Origin of the sequence: Humisphaera borealis (assembly GCF_015169395.1) — a bacterium.
Taxonomy (GTDB): Bacteria; Planctomycetota; Phycisphaerae; order Tepidisphaerales; family Tepidisphaeraceae; genus Humisphaera; species Humisphaera borealis.
Map to the genome: position 1 here is coordinate 3,036,557 of NZ_CP063458.1, position 18,887 is coordinate 3,055,443.

The window sequence follows — 18,887 nt, forward strand, 5'->3', positions numbered from 1 at the left end:
GGAACCAGTGGGCCGCGCCTCAAATCCCAGGCGAATCACCCTCACTCCACGACTACCACATCGACCCACCGCTTGCCCCATTCCAATGCCGTCTGATGGCTCGGATAGTAGACGTCGAGGCGGTTCCCCTTGATCGCGCTGCCGGTATCGACCACTTCGACCATCGTCTCGTTGTGGTAACCGGGGATCATGAGCTTGGTGCCCAGCGGCAGTACTGTCCGATCGGCCGCCACAAAACGCCCGCCGTTGTACGACACGTGCTTTCCGCTCGCTGTCACCCCGCGGGCGTTGGCACCGCAGCACTTCTTGCACGCACAGTAAGCGGTCACCAGCATGCGAATCGTGCGGGTGTCGCGATCCGCCACCCGGGCGGGGGCGACGGCGGCGGCAGAGTCCTTTGCCGAACGAAGCAGTTCCGCACCCCCGGCCGGTCGAGCCGCCGAAACCTTAGCCGATGCCGGCGTCGCAAAGTCCTGGGTCAGCTCACGTGACGCCTCAATCGCCCGCCGGGCGGCGGCGTCGTGGTCGGCGACAAGCGATGACAGCGCCTGGTGCCGTTCGGCATCCGACGCCACTCCCGAAGCCGCCGCACGCTGCGCCGCCTTGCTCGAATTGGCCGATGCCAGCGGTGCGAAAACCGCGACCGCGGTCAGAACGATCACGGCGACCGTCGTCAAGATGGGACGAAAAGGGTGAAGTTGGAGTCGGCGTGCAGTCATCCTTGACCGTCGGGCTTCCAGAAGCACCGCAATTTTCAGGACGCGTTCAGCCATGGGCCAGGAACGTACCCTGTCTTTCGAGTCGTGGCGGCGTACTTTTCAAGTCGCGACCGCGGCTCGACCGATGCTTGCTAATTGGAAGTTTTATGCCGCCGACCGTCCGCGGTAAAGACCCTGAACGGGGCGTTCGCGATTATCGGACCAGATCACATCAATGAGCCTCCATGCGTCCAAGGCGATTCGGCCTGTGCGGGATGATGCCACGGCACCTCGCCCTATTTTGGTGCAGCCCATTTTAACAGCCCTGTTCGACGTCGCGGAGGCATGCAATCTTCGCCCACCCTTGACCTACGCCACCCTGCTGGTTCCAGTGGGAACAGCCGCGTTGGCTTCGCCGAATGTCCACCAGTTCCGCCCAACTTCGCCCGCCCGTGTCGCCTCGCGTTCTGGTTGTCGAGGATGAAGCCCGCCTGCGCGAGTTGTTGGAACGCGTTCTACCGGGCTGGGGATTTGAGGTCGTCGCCGCCCGATCCGCCGAAGAGGCGATGCGCCTCGCCGAGGCCGATCCACCCGACATCATCATCCTCGACCTCAATCTCCCCGGCGAAGGCGGCCTTTCGTTCTTCCGCCGGGTCAAGCAACGCTGGCCGAACGTGCAGGGGATCGTGCAGACCGGATTCGGCAGTGTCGAATCGGCGAAAGTCGCAATCCACCTCGAAGTGGTCGAGTTTCTGACCAAGCCCGCAAGTCTCGGTGAACTGGAACAGGCGCTGGACCGCGCCCTGCGTCGGGTCAGCACCACGCTGCCGGTCATCCCCACTTCGCCCGCCGACGACGTTCAGGACCGGCAGGACACTATCGACATCCCCGACGACGCCCCCGCCGGCGCGGCCGGCAAAACGCTCGAAGAGGTCGAGCGTCAGCACATCCTCGCGACACTAATCAGGCACCGCGGCAACCGAACGGCGACCGCGTCGGCGCTGGGAATCAGCCGACGAACCCTCTACTACAAGATCGAGGAGTACGAGAAGCAGGGGTTCAAGGTGGAGTGAGGCGGGAACTGCGAACTCGGCGCCCCATCCTCACGCCCTCACACCGCAAAGACGAAGAACGCCGCCGCGACCATCAGGCCGAATGCGACGAAGTAGTTCCAGGCCAGCGGCTCCTTCAGAAACGTCCAGGAGAACACGACGAACACCACAAGCGTGATGATCTCCTGCATCACCTTCAGTTGTCCGGTCGTGAACCCCTCGTGATTCCGCCCGATGCGATTCCCCGGCACCTGGAAGCAGTACTCGAAAAACGCGATCCCCCAACTGAGCAGGATCACCAGGAACAGCGGCGCCGGCTTATCCTTGGCCTCGGGGAACCATCGGAGATGGCCGTACCACGCGAAGGTCATGAACACATTAGACAGGATCAATAGCAAAATCGTTTTCATAACTGCCGCCAGGCGCGGCATGATTCTTATCGGCGACACGGCACGCGCCGCAACGCGTTTTTGAGTCGCTCGAGCACATCCGCATTCATCGCCGACCACATCGCCAACCCCGGGTGATTGTTATAGTTTGCCGATGGTACGAAGCCTGCTGCTGTTTCTTCTGACCGCGATCGCAGAGATCGTCGGCTGTTACCTTCCGTTTCTGTGGCTGCGCAAGGGCGGATCGGTGTGGCTCGTACTACCAGCCGCAATCAGTCTGTCGGCGTTTGCCTATTTGCTGACGCTTCATCCCACGGACGCAGGTCGTACATACGCCGCTTATGGCGGCGTTTATATCGCCGTCGCCGTGTTCTGGATCTGGTATGCCGACGGCGTCCGTCCGGACCGCTGGGACCTGCTGGGCGCAGCCGTCTGCCTGTTCGGCATGGCGATCATCATGTTCGGGCCGCGAGCCCAATAACTGCCGGAGGTCTCCCGCTTCCCCCTTCCCACAGCCTCACATCGCCGCTCACGTCCGATCTCCGCGCCGAATGAACCCCCTCAGGGGCACCGCTCGTCTAGTCGGGCACCCCGTGGAAGCACCCTGCGAACCGGCGGGCAGGTTTACGGCAGAAAAGGACGCGACGATGATTCGATCCTTCGATGGCGCACTTCTGATCCGCAACGGGCTTTGTCACGCGCTGCCCGGTGATGCGTCGGAGCCGGTGGTCTTTCCGGTCGACCGCCTCATCACCATGGACGGCACCCGCCCGCAGCCGCCCTACGCCGCCGGTTCCGGCGTGCTGTTTGGTCGCGTTGTTTATGAAGCCGACGACACGGCAGTTCAACCTCCCTCCTGGGACGCGATCACCACGCGGATTGTCGTCGCCGGCCGATCGAAAAGCGGTGCCGCAGCCCGGTGAACTGGGGCGTCCCCTATGTCGCACAAACCCCCTTCTTTTGGCCCGCCACTCAAGCGTCGCTAGCCTCGGCCCGCATGATTCTTGCCGATGCGCCGATCGTCGCCCCCGGAACACTCGCCGAGCGGGCTCAGGCCGCGCTGGGACTTGTCGTTTTCGTACTGATCGTCTGGCTCATCGGGTGGCTGCGCGGCGCCCGCGGATTTCCCTGGCGGGTGGTCGGCTTTGGCATTGTCCTGCAGTTCGTTTTCGCCGCGATCGTGTTGTTTCTCCCCGGCCTTCTCGAAAAGATCCAGGCCGCCGTCCAGCAACTCCTCAGCTTCACCGTGGAAGGCTCCAGGATGGTGTTCGGCAACCTCGCCGGTTCCGATGCCCCTGTCTTCTCGGGTGAGAACCAGTCCGGCGGCAAGCTAGGCTTTGCCAACGTCGGCTCGATCTTCGCGTTCGTCGTCCTGCCGATGATCGTCTTCGTCTCGATGCTGACGGCGATCCTCTATCACGTCGGTGTGCTGGGTTGGATCGTGCACGGCTTGGCGTGGATCATGCGCAAAACCATGGGCACCAGCGGCGCTGAAACGCTCAGCACCGCCGCCAACATCTTCGTCGGCCAGACCGAAGCGCCTCTGTTCGTCCGCCCGTTCCTCGCGCTGGCGACCCGCAGCGAACTGATGGTCATCATGGTCGGCGGGTTCTCGAACATCGCCTCCGGGGTGCTGGTGGTGTACGTGCAGTTCCTGAAAAACCACGTACACAACGTGGGCGGGCACTTGGCGGCGGCGTGCCTGATATCCGCGCCGGCGACGCTGTTCGTCTCGAAGCTGCTCATGCCCGAAACCAGCGCGCCCGCAACCGCCTCCCCCAGCTTTCAGGTCGAGAAGCCCGACGCCAACCTGCTCGACGCCGCCACCCGCGGAACCAGCGAAGGCATGTATCTGGCGTTCAACGTGGGCGCGATGCTGATCGCATTCACGGCGCTGGTATCGCTTATCAACTGGATGTTCGCCGGCGTGACCGGCATGCTGCACCTGGGGCCGGCGACGGTCGTCGACGGACAGACCGTGTACGGCGGCATCACCCTTGAAGTGGTGTTCGGCATCGTCCTGGCGCCGGTCGCCTGGCTGTGCGGCGTCCCCTGGCACGACGCCGGCCACGTCGGCACGCTGCTGGGCATCAAGACTGTCCTGAACGAGTTCATTGCGTACATGCAGATGGGCCAGCGGATGGACGCCGACCCGACGTACCTGTCCCCTCGAAGTGCCCTTCTGGCAACCTACGTGCTGTGCGGGTTCGCCAACTTTGCGAGCGTAGGCATCCAGATCGGCGGAATCAGCGCCCTGGAGCCCAGCCGCCGCGCCGACCTGAGCCGCATCGGCCTGCTCGCAATGGTCGGCGGCGCGATCGCAACGATGATGGGCGCATGCGTGATTGGCGTGCTGGTGTAAACGGCAGGCGGGCTTCCGCGGGTTTGCGGTAGGGGTTGGTCTTCGGCAGAATCAACTGCATGCCTTCTATCAACCGCCGGGAGTTCATGGCCCTGGGCCTCGCCGCCGGGGTCGCCGTCGCCGCACAAGCGCAGCAGAAGGAGAATGAGAAATCGATTCGCGTCGGCCTGATCGGCCACACGGGACGCGGCAATTACGGGCACGGATTGGACGTGATGTGGCAGCAGGTGGCGGGCACACAGGTCGTCGCCGTCGCCGATGCCGATGCGGCCGGGCTGGAGGCGGCGCGGAAGAAGCTCGGCGGCGTTCCCGGTTACGCCGACTACCGCAAAATGCTCGCCGAAGTCAGGCCACAGGTCGTCGCCGTCGGCCCGCGTTATGTCGATGAGCACCTGGCGATGATACTGGCGGCGGTCGATGCCGGGGTACGCGGCATCTACATCGAAAAGCCCTTCTGCCGCACGCCGGCCGAAGCCGACGCCATCGTCGAAGCCTGTGAGAAGCAGAACGTCAAGCTGGCGATCGCACACCGTAACCGTTACCACCCGGCGCTCAACACCGTATCCACGCTGGTGAAGGACGGCGCGATCGGAAAGCTGCTCGAACTGCGCGGCCGCGGGAAGGAAGACGCCCGCGGCGGGTCTCTCGACCTGTGGGTTCTCGGCTCGCACGTGCTGAACCTGGTTCACTTCTTCGCCGGCGCCCCCCTCTCGTGCACGGCGACCGTGCTTCAGGACCGCAAACCGATCACGAAGGCCGATGTAAAGGATGGCGGCGAAGGCGTCGGCCCCCTGGCTGGCAACGAAGTGCACGCGCGGTTCGAGACCGAAAGCGGGATTCCTGCGTTCTTCGATTCGGTCGCCAACGCCGGTGCGAAGAATGCCGGCTTCGGCCTGCAACTGATCGGCACGGCCGGCGTGATTGATCTGCGAATGGACACCGAGCCATTCGCACACCTTCTACCCGGCAATCCGTTCCAACCGGTCCGAGAGCCCCGCACCTGGACGCCAATCTCGACGGCCGGCGTCGGCAAGCCCGAACCGATCGAGGCGCTGGCGAAGCAGGTGATGAGCCATGCCGTGGGCGGGCGTGACCTGCTCGCCGCGATTCGTGAAGACCGCTCCCCGCTGTGCGGGCCCCGCGACGGCCGGGTGATCGTCGAGATGATCAACGCCGTCTTCGAATCGCAGCGGCTGGGCAGCGCCCGCGTTCCATTCCCGCTCACCAAGCGGCAGGCCCCGCTGTCGGTCGGTGGTTAGACGGCAGACACGCGACGCCGACCCCGCTATCATCGGCTGCACATGGATTCGCTCCAGGGACAACTTCTGATCGCGGCTCCCCGGCTGTCGGACCCCAACTTCTTCCACACCGTCGTGTTTATGGTCCAGCACAGCGAGGAGGGGGCCTTGGGGCTGGTTCTTAACCGGCCGCTGGAAACCTCCGTCCGCGACGTATGGAAACAGGTCAGCGACGGGGACTGCCTGATCGAAGGGTCAATCCACCAGGGCGGACCCTGCGAGGGACCGCTGATGGTCCTGCATTCCGACGAAGCCGGTGGTGACATGGACGTGATGCCCGGCATCACCATGAGCACCAACCGCGAAGCGATCGAAAAGCTGGTGACGGCTGGCGCGTCGCCGACGCGCTTCTTTGTCGGCTATGCCGGCTGGACCGCGGGGCAGTTGGAGGCCGAACTGGAGTCGGCGTCATGGTTAACCTGCGACGCCGAGTTGGAGCACGTCTTCGAAGACCACGACGATTTGTGGCAGCAGTTGCACCGCGCGGTCACGCGGGCCGCGCAAACAAGCTGGATTCCGCCGGAAATCATGCCGGATGATCCTTCGCTCAACTGACGCACCGCCAGCGCGATCCTCCCGCGATCCACATTGCGCCATCCCGTTCTCTACTTGGACCCGTGGTCCAGCGACGTTCCATTGGCGGGGGTCTTGAGGCTGGCAAGCCACTCGACGAGGTTGCGAAGATCACGCTTTGACAGCGCCGCGTGCAGGCCTTCGGGCATTGCCGAGGGGCCACGTTCGCGCGACTTCACCTCACCCTTGGGAATGGTGATCAGGTTGTTCTCGGCGTCGAGCAGGACGAGTTCCTTGTCGTCGTCCTTCTTCACGATGCCGGTCTTGTACTTGTTGGCCGTCGTCTGAACGATCAGGCTTTCGAAGCCGGGGGCGACGGCGGCATTCGGCGTGACCACCGATGCCAGCAGGTATTCGCGAGGCTGCTTGAGGCCAATGCCGTCCAGCGCGGGCCCGACGATGCCGCCTTCGTTGTTCACCGCGTGACAACGGATGCAGGAGACGGCGGCGTTCTCGGCGAAGACCTTCTGCCCCGCCGCCGCGTCGCCGCCGGCGAGCGTCTGGCGGTACTGCGCGAGCGGGTCGTCCGTCTTGCGGCGGTCGTTGTACTGCTTGAGTGCGGCGGCAACCTTCGCGTCTTTCCGTTTGCCCGCGGCTTCGAGCAACTCCAACGCAACCTCGGGCTGCGCCTTGCCGTCGATCAGTCGGGCCATCCAGTCGGCCAGGGTCTGGTCGGCGGTGCCTTCCGGGGCATCGCCCAGGCCGTCGATCGCGGCTTTAATGTCGCCGATCGCCTTGCCCTGTGCCGCGATCGCGGTCAGCGTCTCTGCGCCTTTGGGCTGTGTCCCCAGTAACCGAATGGTGGACTGGCGAACCTGCGCATCGGCATCCTTCTGCAGCTTCTCGATCAGTTCGGCAACCTTGCCGTCCTTCTGTTCGATGAGCGTGCCCAGCGCCGCCAGCCGGACGTCGGCGGGCGACTTGCCGTCGAGCGAGATCTTCGCCAGAACGGCCGGATCGCCCAGGCCATACTTCTGCGCCAGCTTGGCCGCGGCGACCTTCACGGGGTTGGACTTGTCGTCGGCGAGCTTGTCCACGATCGCCTTGGCGGCTTCGCGGGCAGGGGCGGCGTCGCGCGGGCCGATGATGCGGAACAGGTTGGTGATCCGGTCGCGATTGCCGGGTTTGGCCCACTCGGTCAGCCCGTGCAGCGCCTCGACGCGGATGTCTGCGGCGACATCGGTACGCGACGCGATCGTGGCGAGCTGCTTGGCCGATGCCGGCGTGCCCAAGCGGAAGGCGGCGTTCGTCGCCCGCCAGAGGATCCAGTCGGCCACGTCACCCTGCGGACCGGGCCCGGTGCCCTTGGCCTTCTCGGCGAACCCCTTGGTCTTGTTGATCGGCTTGTCCGCCAACCCGGCCAGTGCGGGCAGCGCATCGACGATCGGCAGATCGTTGATCGCGCGGGCCGCTTCGAGGACGACAATGCGGTCGGCATCACCGAGGAAAGCGGCGATCTTCGGGCTTTCCATTCGGCGAAGCGCCAGTGTCGCACCGAGACGAACCGAGACGCTGTCGTGCATCGCCAGTGCCGCAAGTGCCGAGTCATCGCCGAGCTTGGCGAGCGCCCAGACGGTGCCGAAACGCAGCACGCCATCCTTGTCGGCATTATCTTTGAGGATGCTCAGCAGGGCCGGCGTCGCTTCCTTCTTGCCAAGTTTGCCCAGGGCCATCACGGCGAAGTAGCGAGCGCGGGGCTCGGGATCGGCCGCGAGCTTGGCCAACAAGTCATATGCGCCCGCAGTCCTGGCGTCGCCCAGCACGCGAGCGGCCTGGCAGCGGACTTCCAAATCTGAATCGGCCAGCAGCCCGGCGACATCCTTGAGCGCATCCGGTGCCTTGCGGGCGATCTGCCCGAGACCCCAGATCGCATGCAGGCGCGCGAGCAACGATGGATTGGATTTCGCCGCCGTTGTCAGTCCCGCAATACTCTCAACGCCCTTAGCAGCCAGCGCGAACTGCGCCTCCTGCCGCACGCGCATGTCCGGATGGGCGAGCAGTTTCAGCAACTGCTCTGCCGGACGGCCTTCCATACCCTGGGCGATGAGCTGCTTGGTTTCGAGCACCAGCGGGTTGTCGGACTTGTCCTCATCGACAACGCGATAAATCCGCCCGCGGAACGGACGATCCCAACCCTGCGTCCAGTCGGCGACATAGAGCGATCCGTCGGGGCCCTGGTCGACATCGACGACGCCGGTTCCGTAGAAGATCGATGCGTCCTGGATCTTGGTGTCGCGGGTGATCGGCTTGCCGTCGACGCTGGTCAGTTCAAAGCTCGCGCCCTTCGGTTTCACCTTGAACGCCCAGATGCCGCTGGTGACGGCCTGGCCGCGGTAGTCGCACATGAAGAAGGTGTCGTTGTACTTGTCCGGCAGACCGACACCGTTGTAGTACGCCAAGCCGCTCGGACCCGCGCCGGCATGGGCGATGTGCGGGACGATGTAGTTGGCGTTGTTGAACTCGGCGGTCTGGAAGATCTGCTCGGCGGTCCAAGGGCCGCCGTCGCGAGGCTTTTCGCCGTGCTGGTAGCCGATGCGCCAACCGGTGTCGCCGCCTTCGACGACGTAGACCCACCGGGCGGGGTCGCCTTTGTCGGGATTGTTGTCGCCGGTGAAGAGGTTGCCGTACTTGTCGAACCGAAGTTCCTGCGGATTGCGCAGGCCGGTGGCGAAGATTTCCAGTTCGGTGCCGTCGAGGTTGCAGCGGAAGACGCTGCCGCTTTCGGTCGAGATCGCGAGGCTGCCGTCGACCGCCTCGGCCGAGGCGGCGCGGTCGCCGATGCTGAAGTACAGCTTGCCGTCGGGGCCCATCACCATGCCGTGGAGGTCGTGACCGAGGTAGGCGTAACGAACGCCGTAGCCGGTACTGAGAACCTTCCGGGTGTCGGCCTTGCCGTCGCCGTCGGTGTCTTTGAGCTTGTAGAGGTTGGGGATGATGGTCGCGTAGACGTTGCCCTTGTAAGCGAACACGCCGCTGGCCAGGCCGTCTTCGATACGGTTGTAGCCTTGTGAGAAGACGGAGTACTTGTCGGCCTTACCGGAGCCGGTGGTGTCCTGCAGGAGCATGATGCGCTCGGGATCGGTCGATTCGATCGCCTCGCGGCCGGACTTTTCGCCGGCGTGCTTCTTCACCATCGCCACGCGGTCGGCGACGGTCTTGGCGGCGATGTCTTCCTCGAGCCAGTTCATCGTCGAGCGAACGTCAATCACGCCGGCCTTGAAGCGGTTGGCTTCAGAGACATAAACGCGGCCCTGCTCATCGACGGACAGCGCGTTGGGGTTGGAAAGCATCGGCTCGGCGGCCCAGAGCTTGACCTTCAGCCCCGGCGCGACATGGAAGCCGGCGATCGCCCGCTCCGCCGAACCGTCGTCGGTCTTCACGGGCAGCGCTTTGGGCTCGCGGAACTCGAGCTTGCCGCCGAGGGGTTCGTCTTCGGCCCGGAGCGGGCTGACGAGGGCCAGACCGAACAAGGCGACGATCGCTGACAGCAGGGGGAGTACGACGGTGCGGTAATTCATTTGCAGTACTGGTTAAGACAACAACGGACGTCGGCAAACGGTCTCGCCGCGCCGAATAAGGATACAACCAGGGAGTCACGGAGGCACGGAGGGCAACCCGATGCGGCGCGTGCTGCGCTGGATTCCAAGCGACCCCATCTGTCATCCTGAGGTACACCGCAGGAGCTTGTCGCGAAGGCTGTCCGCCTTCGTTACGAGGTCCTACGGCGTAGCTCAGGATGGCAGGTGGGTTGGCCACCCCAGATCATAGCTACCGCCCGACGACCGGCGTGGCCCGGGTCGAGCCCTCGGCGACTACCAGCCGCAAAGGCTCTTCGCCCCGCGTGGCCAGATCAACCCGAACGGTGACGGTCGCCACGCCCTTGGGCGCGGCAAACGCGTAGGTGTTGCCGGTTCCCGCAACCGGCTTGCCGCCGGCAAACAGGCTCAGTCCCACAGCCGAGTTGGCCGACAGCTTCACCTCACCGGCAGCAGCCACGTCCAGCTCGAACCGAATGAACGCGACCTTCTCGCTCGCGGCCGGCAGCAGGTCGGCGATCGGTAGATCGCCGTTGACCTTGCCGTAGAGCGCGAACCAACCCGCAACATCGCCATCGCTGGGCGGCGTCGCTCCGGTTTTGGCCAGGGCAGCGGGCGTCGGATCGAGCAGACGCCAACGCCGGACGACCGGCTCGGTTGGCACGCTGAACGGGCCTGGCTTGCCGAGCTCTGACAGGAATCGCACCAGGTCCAGGAACTCCTGCCGGGTCAGTCCGTCCGCCAGGCCGGCGGGCATGAGCGAGCCGCCTTCGACGCGCTTCTTGATGTCCGCCAGGCTGACCGGGATCTCATCGCGGGCGTTGTCGCGGAGGATGAGTTCCTTGCTGTCCTCCCGCACCTTGATGCCCTGGATCAGGTCGCCGTCCTTCGTGCTGACGCTGGTGGCGGCGTAGCCGTCCTTGACGGCCTTGGCGGGGATCAGGATGGAATCGATGATGTAGTCCACCGGCGAGCTGGCGCCGATGGCGCGAATGTCGGGCGCGAGCGGCCCGCCGACACCGCCGATCATGTGGCACTGCACGCAGCCGGCGGATTTCGATCGGTAGACCAGCTCGCCGCGGGCGGCGTCGCCGAGCTTCATCGCCTCGTCGGCGGTGCGCTTCATTTCGTCGGCGGTCAGTTGGACCGGCCCGCCGCCGCTGGCACCAGCCGAGGTTCGGATGACTTCGCCCAGCTCGCCGAGATCGACACCAACGCCTTGGACATATCGCAGGGCGAGCTTGGCGGTGTCGGCGGGAAGGGTCTTGCCTTTCAGTACGGCGGCGAGCGCCTGCACGCCGCCTTCACGCTTCAGGAACGCGCCAAGCACCTGGGAAGGATCATCGGACGACTTGGCGCCGGTGAGGTAGTCGGCCGCGACAACCGCCGCCCCTTTGGCATCGAGCGAAGCCAGACCGGCAATCGCTGCGGATCGGACGGCCGAGGGCTGACCGGCTGCCGCGTACTTCTGAAGCGTGGCACCCGATTCCGCGCCAAAGTCGGCGATCGCCACCGCGGCGGCGGCACGCACGGAATTGGCCGTATCGGCGGAAGACAGCTTGGCTTCCAGCACGGCCTTGGCGTCGGCGGCCTTGTACAAGCCGGCGAGCCGGGCGCCGTATTCCTGCAGTGCCGGCGAATTGTCGGCGAGCAGCTTGCGGACTCGCGCCGGGGTCGGGCCGTCGGGCTTGGCCTTGCGCTGTTTCGCCGCCCGTTCCAACGCCGCTGACGCTTCCAGTCGCATCGCCGGCGACGCCTTAGCATCGACCGCCTGGTCCAGGAGCAGCGACAAATCGGCCGGTGTGCCCAGGGCGGCGATCAGGTCGAAAGCGTCCTTCGATGCCGCCGGGGCGAGCTTGCCTGCCTTCAGGTCGGCAACGATCTTCTTCAGCGCGTCGCCGCTCTGAACGGCCTTCAACGCGTAGTTGAGATGATCGGGGCTGGCGAACTTCAGGCTGCCACTAGTGGCGGCGGGAAGCCAGACGTCTTTGAGATCGCCCAGGATCTGGCTCATCGCAAAATCGATCACCGGATCGACCGGCTTGGCCAGTACGCCAAGGGCCACTGGCACGACGGCCGGGTTGCCGGTCGCCTTGCCGATGTCGGCCAGTGCGCGGACCGCTTCGAGTCGGACGCGCGGGAAGTCGTCGGTCGTGCCTTTGGTGATCTGGTCGATCGCCGAGGGAAGTCGATCCGCCCAGTGACCGGCCACACGGACGGCGGCGGCGCGGACCTGAGACGTTTTCGAATCAAGCAGCGTGGCGAGCAGCGTCGGCTCGACGACGTCCAGCGTTTCGTAGGTCCAGAGGTACTCCAGGAGCAGGTCATCCCCGGTCAGCGGAGCGAGCGCGTTCGCGGCCGCTGCAGCAGTTTCCCGCGCCCCAAGAAGTGTCTTCACATGCTTGCCAAGCTCGAGAACCGCCTCCTTCGGCGCGATCTCCCTTCGCAGCGCGATCTTGGCCTGAAGGCGCGTCCACTGCTCCGGAGCAGCAAGTAGCCCGATCAGACTTGTCGCGCCAGCACCTGCAATGACCGGCTTGGCGACCGCAGGGCCGCCTTTGGCTGTCACTCGCCAGATACGGCCATGCACTTTGTCGCGGCGCGGGTCGCGGAAATCGACCTCGCCGTGGTTGATGATCGGGTTGTACCAGTCGGCGATGTAGAGCGCGCCGTCGGGACCCATCTTGAGGTCGATCGGGCGGTAGGCGCGGTCGGCCGACGTGATGACATCAGTCATCAGCTTGGCCGAAAAGCCGGAGCCGTCTTCGGACAGCTTGAACCGCACGGTGCGGTTGGCGCGGAAATCGTTGGTGATGAGGTCCCCCTGCCAGTCAGCGGGGAAATGACGGCTGCTGATGATCTCCGCGCCGCAGAATTTCGGGCTGCCGGGATTCAGACCCTTGAGGATGCGCTTGGCTTCGTAGGCGGCGGTGAACTGCGCACCGGGCGGGGCGAAGTTCACGCCTTCGCCGCCGGCACCATCGGTCAGGAACATCTGCCCGTAGCGGTCCCAAGTCACGCCCCAAGGATTGACCAGGCCTTGGCAGTAAATGTTGAGGTTCATCGAGTCGGGGCGGAACTGCCAGAGCGTGCTGGCCAGACCCACTTTCGTGCCACGCGGGGTTTCGACCCGGCTGCCGATGTAAATGCCCTGGAGGAAGTTCAACCGCCCGCCGTAGTCCCAGCGGAACGCGTGGATGACGTGATGGGTGTCTTCGGTGCCGAAGCCGGAAAGGACGACCTTTCGCGTATCGGCCTTGCCGTCGCCGTCGGTGTCTTTCAGGTGGAGAATCTCGGTGCTGTTGGCGACGTAGACGCCGCCGTCGTCGGCCATCTCGACGGCTGTCGCGATGAAGAGGCCTTCGGCGAAGACGGTTGATTTGTCGGCCTTGCCGTCGCCGTCGGTGTCTTCCAGGACGTAAATCTTGTCCTGCGGGGCGTCGCCGGGCTTGATCTGCGGATACGTCGGCGAGCCGGCGACCCAGAGCCGGCCTTTGGCGTCGAAGGTGATGCCGATCGGCTTGAGCAGCATCGGTTCGGCGGCAAAAAGGTTGGCTTCGAAGCCTTCGGCGACCTTGAATGCCTTTAGCTCCGTTGCCGGGTCGTTGGGCGGGGCGTTTGAGTTGGATCGCTGTGCGTGGGCGACGCCACTGGCGAGAGCAAGGGCAACAGCGGCGGAGCGGATGGTGTTCTTAAGGATCATGATAAGCGGTGTTGATGGACGAATCGGGTGGCATACTGCCTCTCCCCTGTACTCGGGGGAGAGGGCCGGGGTGAGGGGCCGAACGGCGGGTTTCCGCTGAAAGCCGAAGACCGATCTTCGAACAATCCTTAATGACGCTCGGCAGCTCACGCTCTCCCCCGAGTACAGGGGAGAGGCGGCAGCAATCAGTTCCTCGCCGCGGCGATTTCTTTCTCGCGCTGCTCGACGAGCGGCAGGAACATCGGCATCTCGACCGCATTGCGGCCCTGTTCCTTCTTGCGGACGCCGAGGATGTAGGTGTCGTTCTGCGGCCGCCAGTAATGGAAGTACTGCCAGTTCTTGTCCACGATGAGTGTGCGCAGCTTTTCAAACTTTTCACCGCTCAGCGCAGCTTTCGGCGGGATGCCGAGTTCCTTGAGCAGTTCGGCCGCCAGGCGGCGATAGCCTTCCGGCGACGGGTGAATGCCGTTGTCGGTGATGTTCTGGGGTGAATCCTTGGTCGCGATCTTTTCCGTCAGAGAGTAGAGATCGACGAACCGGGCCGAGTGCTTCGCCGCAAGCTCTTTCGTCGCGTCGCGGAACAGCTTCAGGCTGTCGTTGTGCTTGGTCGGGTCGGGGTTGGGCTTGCCGAGGTCTTCGTGGTAGTTGGGCGACAGGATGATCAATCGGGGCTTGGAACCCGATTCGGTCGCGACCATCTCCAACAGGCGATTGTACCCGCCGGTGAACTCCGCCAGCTTCGCCGGGCCTTCGAAGGACTCGGTCATGCCGTAGTTGGCGATGACGACGGTCGGTTTGATCTCGCCGATGAGCTTCTTCAGGCGGTTAAAGCCCTGCTCCGGCGGCCCGAAGTTGGCCCAGCCGGCGTTAAGGTTGCGGGCATCGGCCAGCACGGTGTCGCCGCTCTGACCGAGGTTGCGAAACGTGATGTTGCGGTCGGCAAAGCGGGCGGTGAGGGCGGCTTCGATGAAGCCCAGCTGGCCTTCCCGCTCAATGAGCGTGCCGCCGACGAAGACGACGCGATCGCCGTCTTTAAGGTCCAGGGGATCGGTAGCCGCCGTGGCAGGTCTTGCCGCCATCAGGAGGAGGGCAAGAACGGCGGCGACGGGAAGTCTGACAACGGACTGTCGTGACGAGAGAGTCATGCTGAAAGTACTCAAGGGGTGGAAGAATGTTACGCGACCGGAACGATCGACACCGGATCCCCGCCTCTCGGGGATGGGAAAGGCACCCGAATAAGCAGGCTGCCAGGGCTCCGGGCCGCCAGGAAGCGGAGCGCTTCTGATATCCCTCGCCTCTACTGAGCCGCGGCGGCCGGTGCCGCTGGATTGGCCGTCGGGGCGGTGGCCGGGCTCGTCGTGGGGCGCGGCGGGCGGCCGTTGTACGCAACGTACAGGACGATGTTCCGCATGATCGCCGTCGCGGTCTCGGGTTCATAGCCGAGAATGCCGTCGCAGGGCTGGCCGAGCATGCCGGCACTGATGTCTTCGCGGCTGTAGAAAACGCGCTGCTTGCCGGCCCGTTCGATCGCGCGGATGCGGGGCACATTCAGCTTCCCGCTCAACTTGCCGCGGGTGTACTTGCGGTAGTCGAACTTCGCGATCTTGAACGGGGCGGCCCACTCGTAGACGCGTTCGTCGGGGGCGATGATCGGGCCGATCGCGCTGGCGTCGCCGCCGAAAATCGCGGCCAGTTCCTTTTCGGCCGCGTCGGCAAACGCCGCGTCTCCGCCGGCGGCATCGACCACCAGCGTGCCGCCACCGTTGACGAACGCCTTGATCTCGTCGCGCTGCGGGGCGCTCATGGTGAAGTTTCCGGTGCCCGTCAGGTGGGCCATCTGGAATCCGGTCGGGCCGGACACCAGCTTCTTTTCGCCGGGCTTGACCGGTTCGACCTTCACGCCCACGCCAGCCTGATTGTGCAGGATCGCCGACAGCCGCTGCCAGCCCCAAGGCTCGGGGTCGGGGTTGTCGCCGACCATGATGCGGGCGACCTTCACGTTGACGGTCGGCTTGATCTTGGGGTCGGCCTTAACAACGTGCGTCGCGCCACGGTAGCGGACGTTCCCCTTCTCGGCGGCGTAGTAGAAGATGTTCATCCCGAGCTGGTACGCCTCTTCCTTGGTCTTTTCGGCGCGGGTCTGCCAGGCGCGGCCCACGTCGGCGTCGGGAATCAGGATCGCCATTTCACGCACGCCGTTCGAGACTGCCAGCACCTTCGGCTTGGTCTTCCAGTTGCGAGCCTGGTAGACCTGATCGACGTAGATGGGGTGGGCGGCGGGCAGTTCGCGGAACTCGTACTTGGGGAAGAGCTTCTTGCCGATGCCGGTCGGACCGACGATCGACTTGACGAACTCCTCGTCGGCACAGTCGGCGTTGAAGAGAATCAGTCCGCCGGCGGCGGTGTACTCGCGAAGCTTGGCTATCTCGGCATCGGTGAAGTCGAGCTTCTTCGAGCCGGACACGTAGAGGATCGGGGCGTCGTGCAGGTCGTCCGGCGAGACACGCAGGTTCACCACCTGCCAGTTGAAGTACTGCTCGCTCATCTTGCCGGCAAACCGCGAGAAGTTGGCCACATCGCGCGGGCGCTGGGCCCAGGGCAGGTTGATCTTGGCGTTCGCCGGGTCGTTCAGGGAGTACTCGAGCTTGTTCATGATGACCGGCGATCGGCCGCGGGCTAGGAACAGCATCGCAAAGCAGGTGTTGGGAATTGAACCGCCCCACGAGCCGTCGGCCGCCTGAGCCTTGACGAGGTAGTCGGCGCCGACGTTGTACCAGTCGACCGTGCCGAAATATTTCTTGCCGCTGGCGACACCGATTCGTTCGACGCCGTACATGCCGTAGAACTGGCCGCCTCCGAGCAGCTTGCCAACGTTCTTGTCCATCCAGGCCAGACCGGCCTCCAGATGCATGTTGTTGGCGCCGCCCTTGCAGAAGCCGAAGTTGCTGTACTGCAGAAGATAATCCTGGGTGATGAACAGTGTGGCGACGCCGGCAGCGGTCATGGTGGGTTTGACCATCTCGTGCGTATCGCCGGGCTTGAGTTCGTTTCCAGCGCCGGCCCCGCGGCGATAGGCCCAGCCGCCCTTGTTTTCGGCGTCGGTGTACATGGCGGCCTTCCAGGCCTTGTCGGTTTCGGCCCAGTAGTCGATCGGCACTTCCACGCCATCGACCTGTTCACAGGCCCACATGCCGAGCACGCCATACTGGCTGATGGACAAGTCCCACCACTTGTCGCCGGGCTGCATCTTGGTCCGGTCGTCATTGAACCAGTAGGGATAGAAACCAATGCGGTCTTTGTCGCCGGCCTTGGGCAGGGGATTGCGGTGCATCCCCTTGTAAAGATAGTCGCGATCCTTCATCGCGAGCTGTTTGACTTCGGGCGTGGGCGGAAGGAAGGTCCAGAGTTGGGCGCGAAGCCCCAACGCGTAATTGCCGATGATACGCTGTTTCTTGATCCACTCGACCGCGGGGTTGAGCTTGGGGTCCAGGTGCTTCTCACCGGACGCCAGCAGGGCATAAACAGAGATCGCCGTCAGTCCGCCCCATTGTCGGCCCGAAGTCGAGTGACTGCCGGCCTTCTCGTCCATTACCGGGACTTCCTCCCAGTATTTGACCTTGTCCATCTTGGAGTACATGTACTCCTTGCTCTTCCTCAGAGCGGCGTCGACCTGCTCCGGCGTCGCCGCCGAAGTGGAAAAACTACCCAGCAGCATTGCCGGGAGGCATCCGAACACTAACAGACAGCGTGAGAAGCGGGCGTGACGGATCATCGTTCGGCCTCTAACAGAGCCTTCGGCTAACAACGCCGAATGCGGTCCTCCGGGATGGCGATGCCCGACGGGGATCGCCTCGGCAAGTCGGTTCGACACGGACGGAAATGGGTACCACCTGCACAGAACGGTCAGTGCGTGTGCAATAGTAACGCGCCTGATAAAGATATCACTGCACCACGGGGGTGTGTTGAAAAAAACGGCCGGGATTTGGCGATTCAACGACCGCTCGTCGGTCGTCAGGCCCCCGCCATCCGTGACCGAAGGTGGGCAATCGCGTCGGCACGATCGGGTTTGTCGAAGATCGCGCTGGCAACAACAAACCAGTCGACCCCGGCATTCAGGCAGGAACGGATCGTGTCGGCGTTCACCCCGCCGTCGATCTCGAGCCGCTGGTCCGCCCGCAGGCGGCGTTTGACGGTCTCCGCCTTGGCGAGCACCTCGGGCATGAACTTCTGACCCGAAAAGCCCGGCACGACGCTCATGATCAACACCAGATCGACGGCATCCAGTGCAGGAAAGACCGTCTCAATCGGTGTGGCAGGATTCAGCGTGATACCCACCCGGCAGCCCAACTTACGGATCTCTCTGGCGGTCGCCGCGACATCATTGACCGCCTCCACGTGGTAGGTCAGCAGATCGGCGCCGGCATCCACCATGGCCTTGGCATACCGCAGCGGCTCGGAAATCATCAAATGGGCGTCAAGGAACGTCTTGGTATGCCGCCGGGTCGATTTGATGATCGGCGGGCCAAAACTGATGTTCGGCACGAAATGGCCGTCCATGACGTCCAGGTGCAGAAAGTCGCCCCCGCCGGACAGCACGTCGTCGATCTCAGCACCGAGTTTGGCAAAATCGGCGGAGAGGATCGACGGGGCGATCAGGGGAGTGTGGTGTTGGAATGGGTCGGAAGTCATCGTAGGGTCCGCCTTGGCGGACGCGAGGGCTGATGTAGCGAGGACGACAATAGGTAGAACGACCCAGGTAAGGCGATAGTCGCTTCCGCCGAGGCGGACCCTACATTCGCGGATTAGTAGATCGGCTCGACATTCTCCTGCGCCGTCAGCACGCCGCAGCGGATTTCGACCTTGTTGCTATCGTCGCGAATGACGTAGCGCCGGCCCTCGGGGGTGTCCTCGGCGGCCACCTGAATGTTGATGCCGCCCCAGACGGTCGGTGCGCTGATGCGACGGCAGTCGTAGCAGATCAGGTGGAGGTTGCCGCGCACGGTCGGTCGTGCCAGTCGCAGGACGAGCTTGCCGTGTGAGATGCTGTAGGTCCAGAGCGACGCCATACCGCCGGCCCAGCGGCCCAGCAGCGGTTGAATGCGTTCGAGTCCCTCGATCGGCTGCGGGTCGTTGGCGGCATCGCCGATCGGTCGTTGGGTCATGGTCATATCTGCTTCCCTTGTACTTCCAAGCCCGCCCATTGAGTCCCTTGGAACCAACGCACGGGAGGGTGATGGGTCACCCTCCCGTCGTCGGTTTCCAATTACTGTAGATTG

The 18,887-nt window shown here is 64.2% G+C and carries 14 protein-coding genes; 6 read left to right on the forward strand and 8 right to left on the reverse strand.

From position 1 onward, the window contains the following. Positions 1 to 41: 41 nt before the first annotated feature. Positions 42 to 677: a 3D domain-containing protein gene (locus tag IPV69_RS11275; RefSeq protein WP_206295208.1), complete on the reverse strand. Its 636-nt coding sequence runs from the start codon at positions 675 to 677 to the stop codon at positions 42 to 44. A gap of 473 nt (positions 678 to 1,150) precedes the next feature. Between IPV69_RS11275 and IPV69_RS11280 the strand changes: the two genes are divergently transcribed. After that, a complete protein-coding gene (locus IPV69_RS11280) occupies positions 1,151 to 1,771 on the forward strand; it encodes a response regulator transcription factor (protein ID WP_206295209.1) in 621 nt (206 codons plus the stop codon). Between the two features lie 38 nt (positions 1,772 to 1,809). Here the strand turns inward: IPV69_RS11280 and IPV69_RS11285 are convergent, their stop codons facing one another. Continuing rightward, positions 1,810 to 2,160, reverse strand: coding sequence for a DMT family protein (locus IPV69_RS11285; RefSeq protein ID WP_206295210.1), 351 nt, complete (start codon positions 2,158 to 2,160; stop codon positions 1,810 to 1,812). A gap of 133 nt (positions 2,161 to 2,293) precedes the next feature. Here IPV69_RS11285 and IPV69_RS11290 point away from each other — a divergent pair, with 133 nt between their 5' ends. The 5 genes from IPV69_RS11290 to IPV69_RS11310 all read left to right on the forward strand — a co-directional run bounded on the left by IPV69_RS11290 (position 2,294) and on the right by IPV69_RS11310 (position 6,354). Further along, positions 2,294 to 2,620 (forward strand): YnfA family protein, encoded by a 327-nt coding sequence (locus IPV69_RS11290; RefSeq protein WP_206295211.1) that lies wholly within the window; start codon positions 2,294 to 2,296, stop codon positions 2,618 to 2,620. A gap of 166 nt (positions 2,621 to 2,786) precedes the next feature. Beyond that, positions 2,787 to 3,062 (forward strand): hypothetical protein, encoded by a 276-nt coding sequence (locus IPV69_RS11295; protein ID WP_206295212.1) that lies wholly within the window; start codon positions 2,787 to 2,789, stop codon positions 3,060 to 3,062. Between the two features lie 74 nt (positions 3,063 to 3,136). Continuing rightward, positions 3,137 to 4,501, forward strand: coding sequence for a NupC/NupG family nucleoside CNT transporter (locus IPV69_RS11300; RefSeq protein WP_206295213.1), 1,365 nt, complete (start codon positions 3,137 to 3,139; stop codon positions 4,499 to 4,501). Between the two features lie 59 nt (positions 4,502 to 4,560). Beyond that, positions 4,561 to 5,760 (forward strand): Gfo/Idh/MocA family protein, encoded by a 1,200-nt coding sequence (locus tag IPV69_RS11305; protein WP_206295214.1) that lies wholly within the window; start codon positions 4,561 to 4,563, stop codon positions 5,758 to 5,760. 42 nt (positions 5,761 to 5,802) lie between these two features. Continuing rightward, positions 5,803 to 6,354 carry a YqgE/AlgH family protein gene (locus IPV69_RS11310; RefSeq protein WP_206295215.1) on the forward strand — a complete coding sequence of 184 codons (552 nt, stop codon included), beginning with the start codon at positions 5,803 to 5,805 and terminating at the stop codon, positions 6,352 to 6,354. Positions 6,355 to 6,404: 50 nt separating this feature from the next. On the opposite strand, the gene IPV69_RS11315 is transcribed toward IPV69_RS11310, so the two are convergent. The 6 genes from IPV69_RS11315 to IPV69_RS11340 all read right to left on the reverse strand — a co-directional run bounded on the left by IPV69_RS11315 (position 6,405) and on the right by IPV69_RS11340 (position 18,779). Beyond that, the gene (locus IPV69_RS11315; protein WP_206295216.1) at positions 6,405 to 9,890 is read right to left on the reverse strand and encodes a PVC-type heme-binding CxxCH protein; all 3,486 of its coding nucleotides are present in this window, start codon (positions 9,888 to 9,890) and stop codon (positions 6,405 to 6,407) included. A gap of 250 nt (positions 9,891 to 10,140) precedes the next feature. Beyond that, complete coding sequence (locus IPV69_RS11320; protein ID WP_206295217.1) at positions 10,141 to 13,611, reverse strand: PVC-type heme-binding CxxCH protein; 3,471 nt, start codon at positions 13,609 to 13,611, stop codon at positions 10,141 to 10,143. Positions 13,612 to 13,796: 185 nt separating this feature from the next. Beyond that, positions 13,797 to 14,756 carry an SGNH/GDSL hydrolase family protein gene (locus IPV69_RS11325; RefSeq protein WP_206295218.1) on the reverse strand — a complete coding sequence of 320 codons (960 nt, stop codon included), beginning with the start codon at positions 14,754 to 14,756 and terminating at the stop codon, positions 13,797 to 13,799. A 152-nt stretch (positions 14,757 to 14,908) separates the two neighbouring features. Then, positions 14,909 to 17,326: a DUF4159 domain-containing protein gene (locus IPV69_RS11330; protein ID WP_206295219.1), complete on the reverse strand. Its 2,418-nt coding sequence runs from the start codon at positions 17,324 to 17,326 to the stop codon at positions 14,909 to 14,911. Between the two features lie 296 nt (positions 17,327 to 17,622). Further along, positions 17,623 to 18,300 carry a ribulose-phosphate 3-epimerase gene (gene rpe, locus IPV69_RS11335; RefSeq protein ID WP_206295220.1) on the reverse strand — a complete coding sequence of 226 codons (678 nt, stop codon included), beginning with the start codon at positions 18,298 to 18,300 and terminating at the stop codon, positions 17,623 to 17,625. Positions 18,301 to 18,413: 113 nt separating this feature from the next. After that, positions 18,414 to 18,779, reverse strand: a complete 366-nt coding sequence (locus tag IPV69_RS11340) for a hypothetical protein (RefSeq protein WP_206295221.1) — start codon at positions 18,777 to 18,779, stop codon at positions 18,414 to 18,416. Positions 18,780 to 18,887 lie beyond the last annotated feature (108 nt).

Excerpts from the sequence above, each read along its gene's own strand:
- IPV69_RS11285 (WP_206295210.1), bottom strand. The coding sequence starts at position 2,160 with ATGAAAACGATTTTGCTATTGATCCTGTCTAATGTGTTCATGACCTTC.
- IPV69_RS11290 (WP_206295211.1), top strand. The coding sequence starts at position 2,294 with ATGGTACGAAGCCTGCTGCTGTTTCTTCTGACCGCGATCGCAGAGATC.
- IPV69_RS11295 (WP_206295212.1), top strand. The coding sequence starts at position 2,787 with ATGATTCGATCCTTCGATGGCGCACTTCTGATCCGCAACGGGCTTTGT.
- IPV69_RS11300 (WP_206295213.1), top strand. The coding sequence starts at position 3,137 with ATGATTCTTGCCGATGCGCCGATCGTCGCCCCCGGAACACTCGCCGAG.
- IPV69_RS11305 (WP_206295214.1), top strand. The coding sequence starts at position 4,561 with ATGCCTTCTATCAACCGCCGGGAGTTCATGGCCCTGGGCCTCGCCGCC.
- IPV69_RS11310 (WP_206295215.1), top strand. The coding sequence starts at position 5,803 with ATGGATTCGCTCCAGGGACAACTTCTGATCGCGGCTCCCCGGCTGTCG.
- IPV69_RS11315 (WP_206295216.1), bottom strand. The coding sequence starts at position 9,890 with ATGAATTACCGCACCGTCGTACTCCCCCTGCTGTCAGCGATCGTCGCC.
- IPV69_RS11320 (WP_206295217.1), bottom strand. The coding sequence starts at position 13,611 with ATGATCCTTAAGAACACCATCCGCTCCGCCGCTGTTGCCCTTGCTCTC.
- IPV69_RS11325 (WP_206295218.1), bottom strand. The coding sequence starts at position 14,756 with ATGACTCTCTCGTCACGACAGTCCGTTGTCAGACTTCCCGTCGCCGCC.
- IPV69_RS11330 (WP_206295219.1), bottom strand. The coding sequence starts at position 17,326 with ATGCTGCTGGGTAGTTTTTCCACTTCGGCGGCGACGCCGGAGCAGGTC.
- rpe (WP_206295220.1), bottom strand. The coding sequence starts at position 18,300 with ATGACTTCCGACCCATTCCAACACCACACTCCCCTGATCGCCCCGTCG.
- IPV69_RS11340 (WP_206295221.1), bottom strand. The coding sequence starts at position 18,779 with ATGACCATGACCCAACGACCGATCGGCGATGCCGCCAACGACCCGCAG.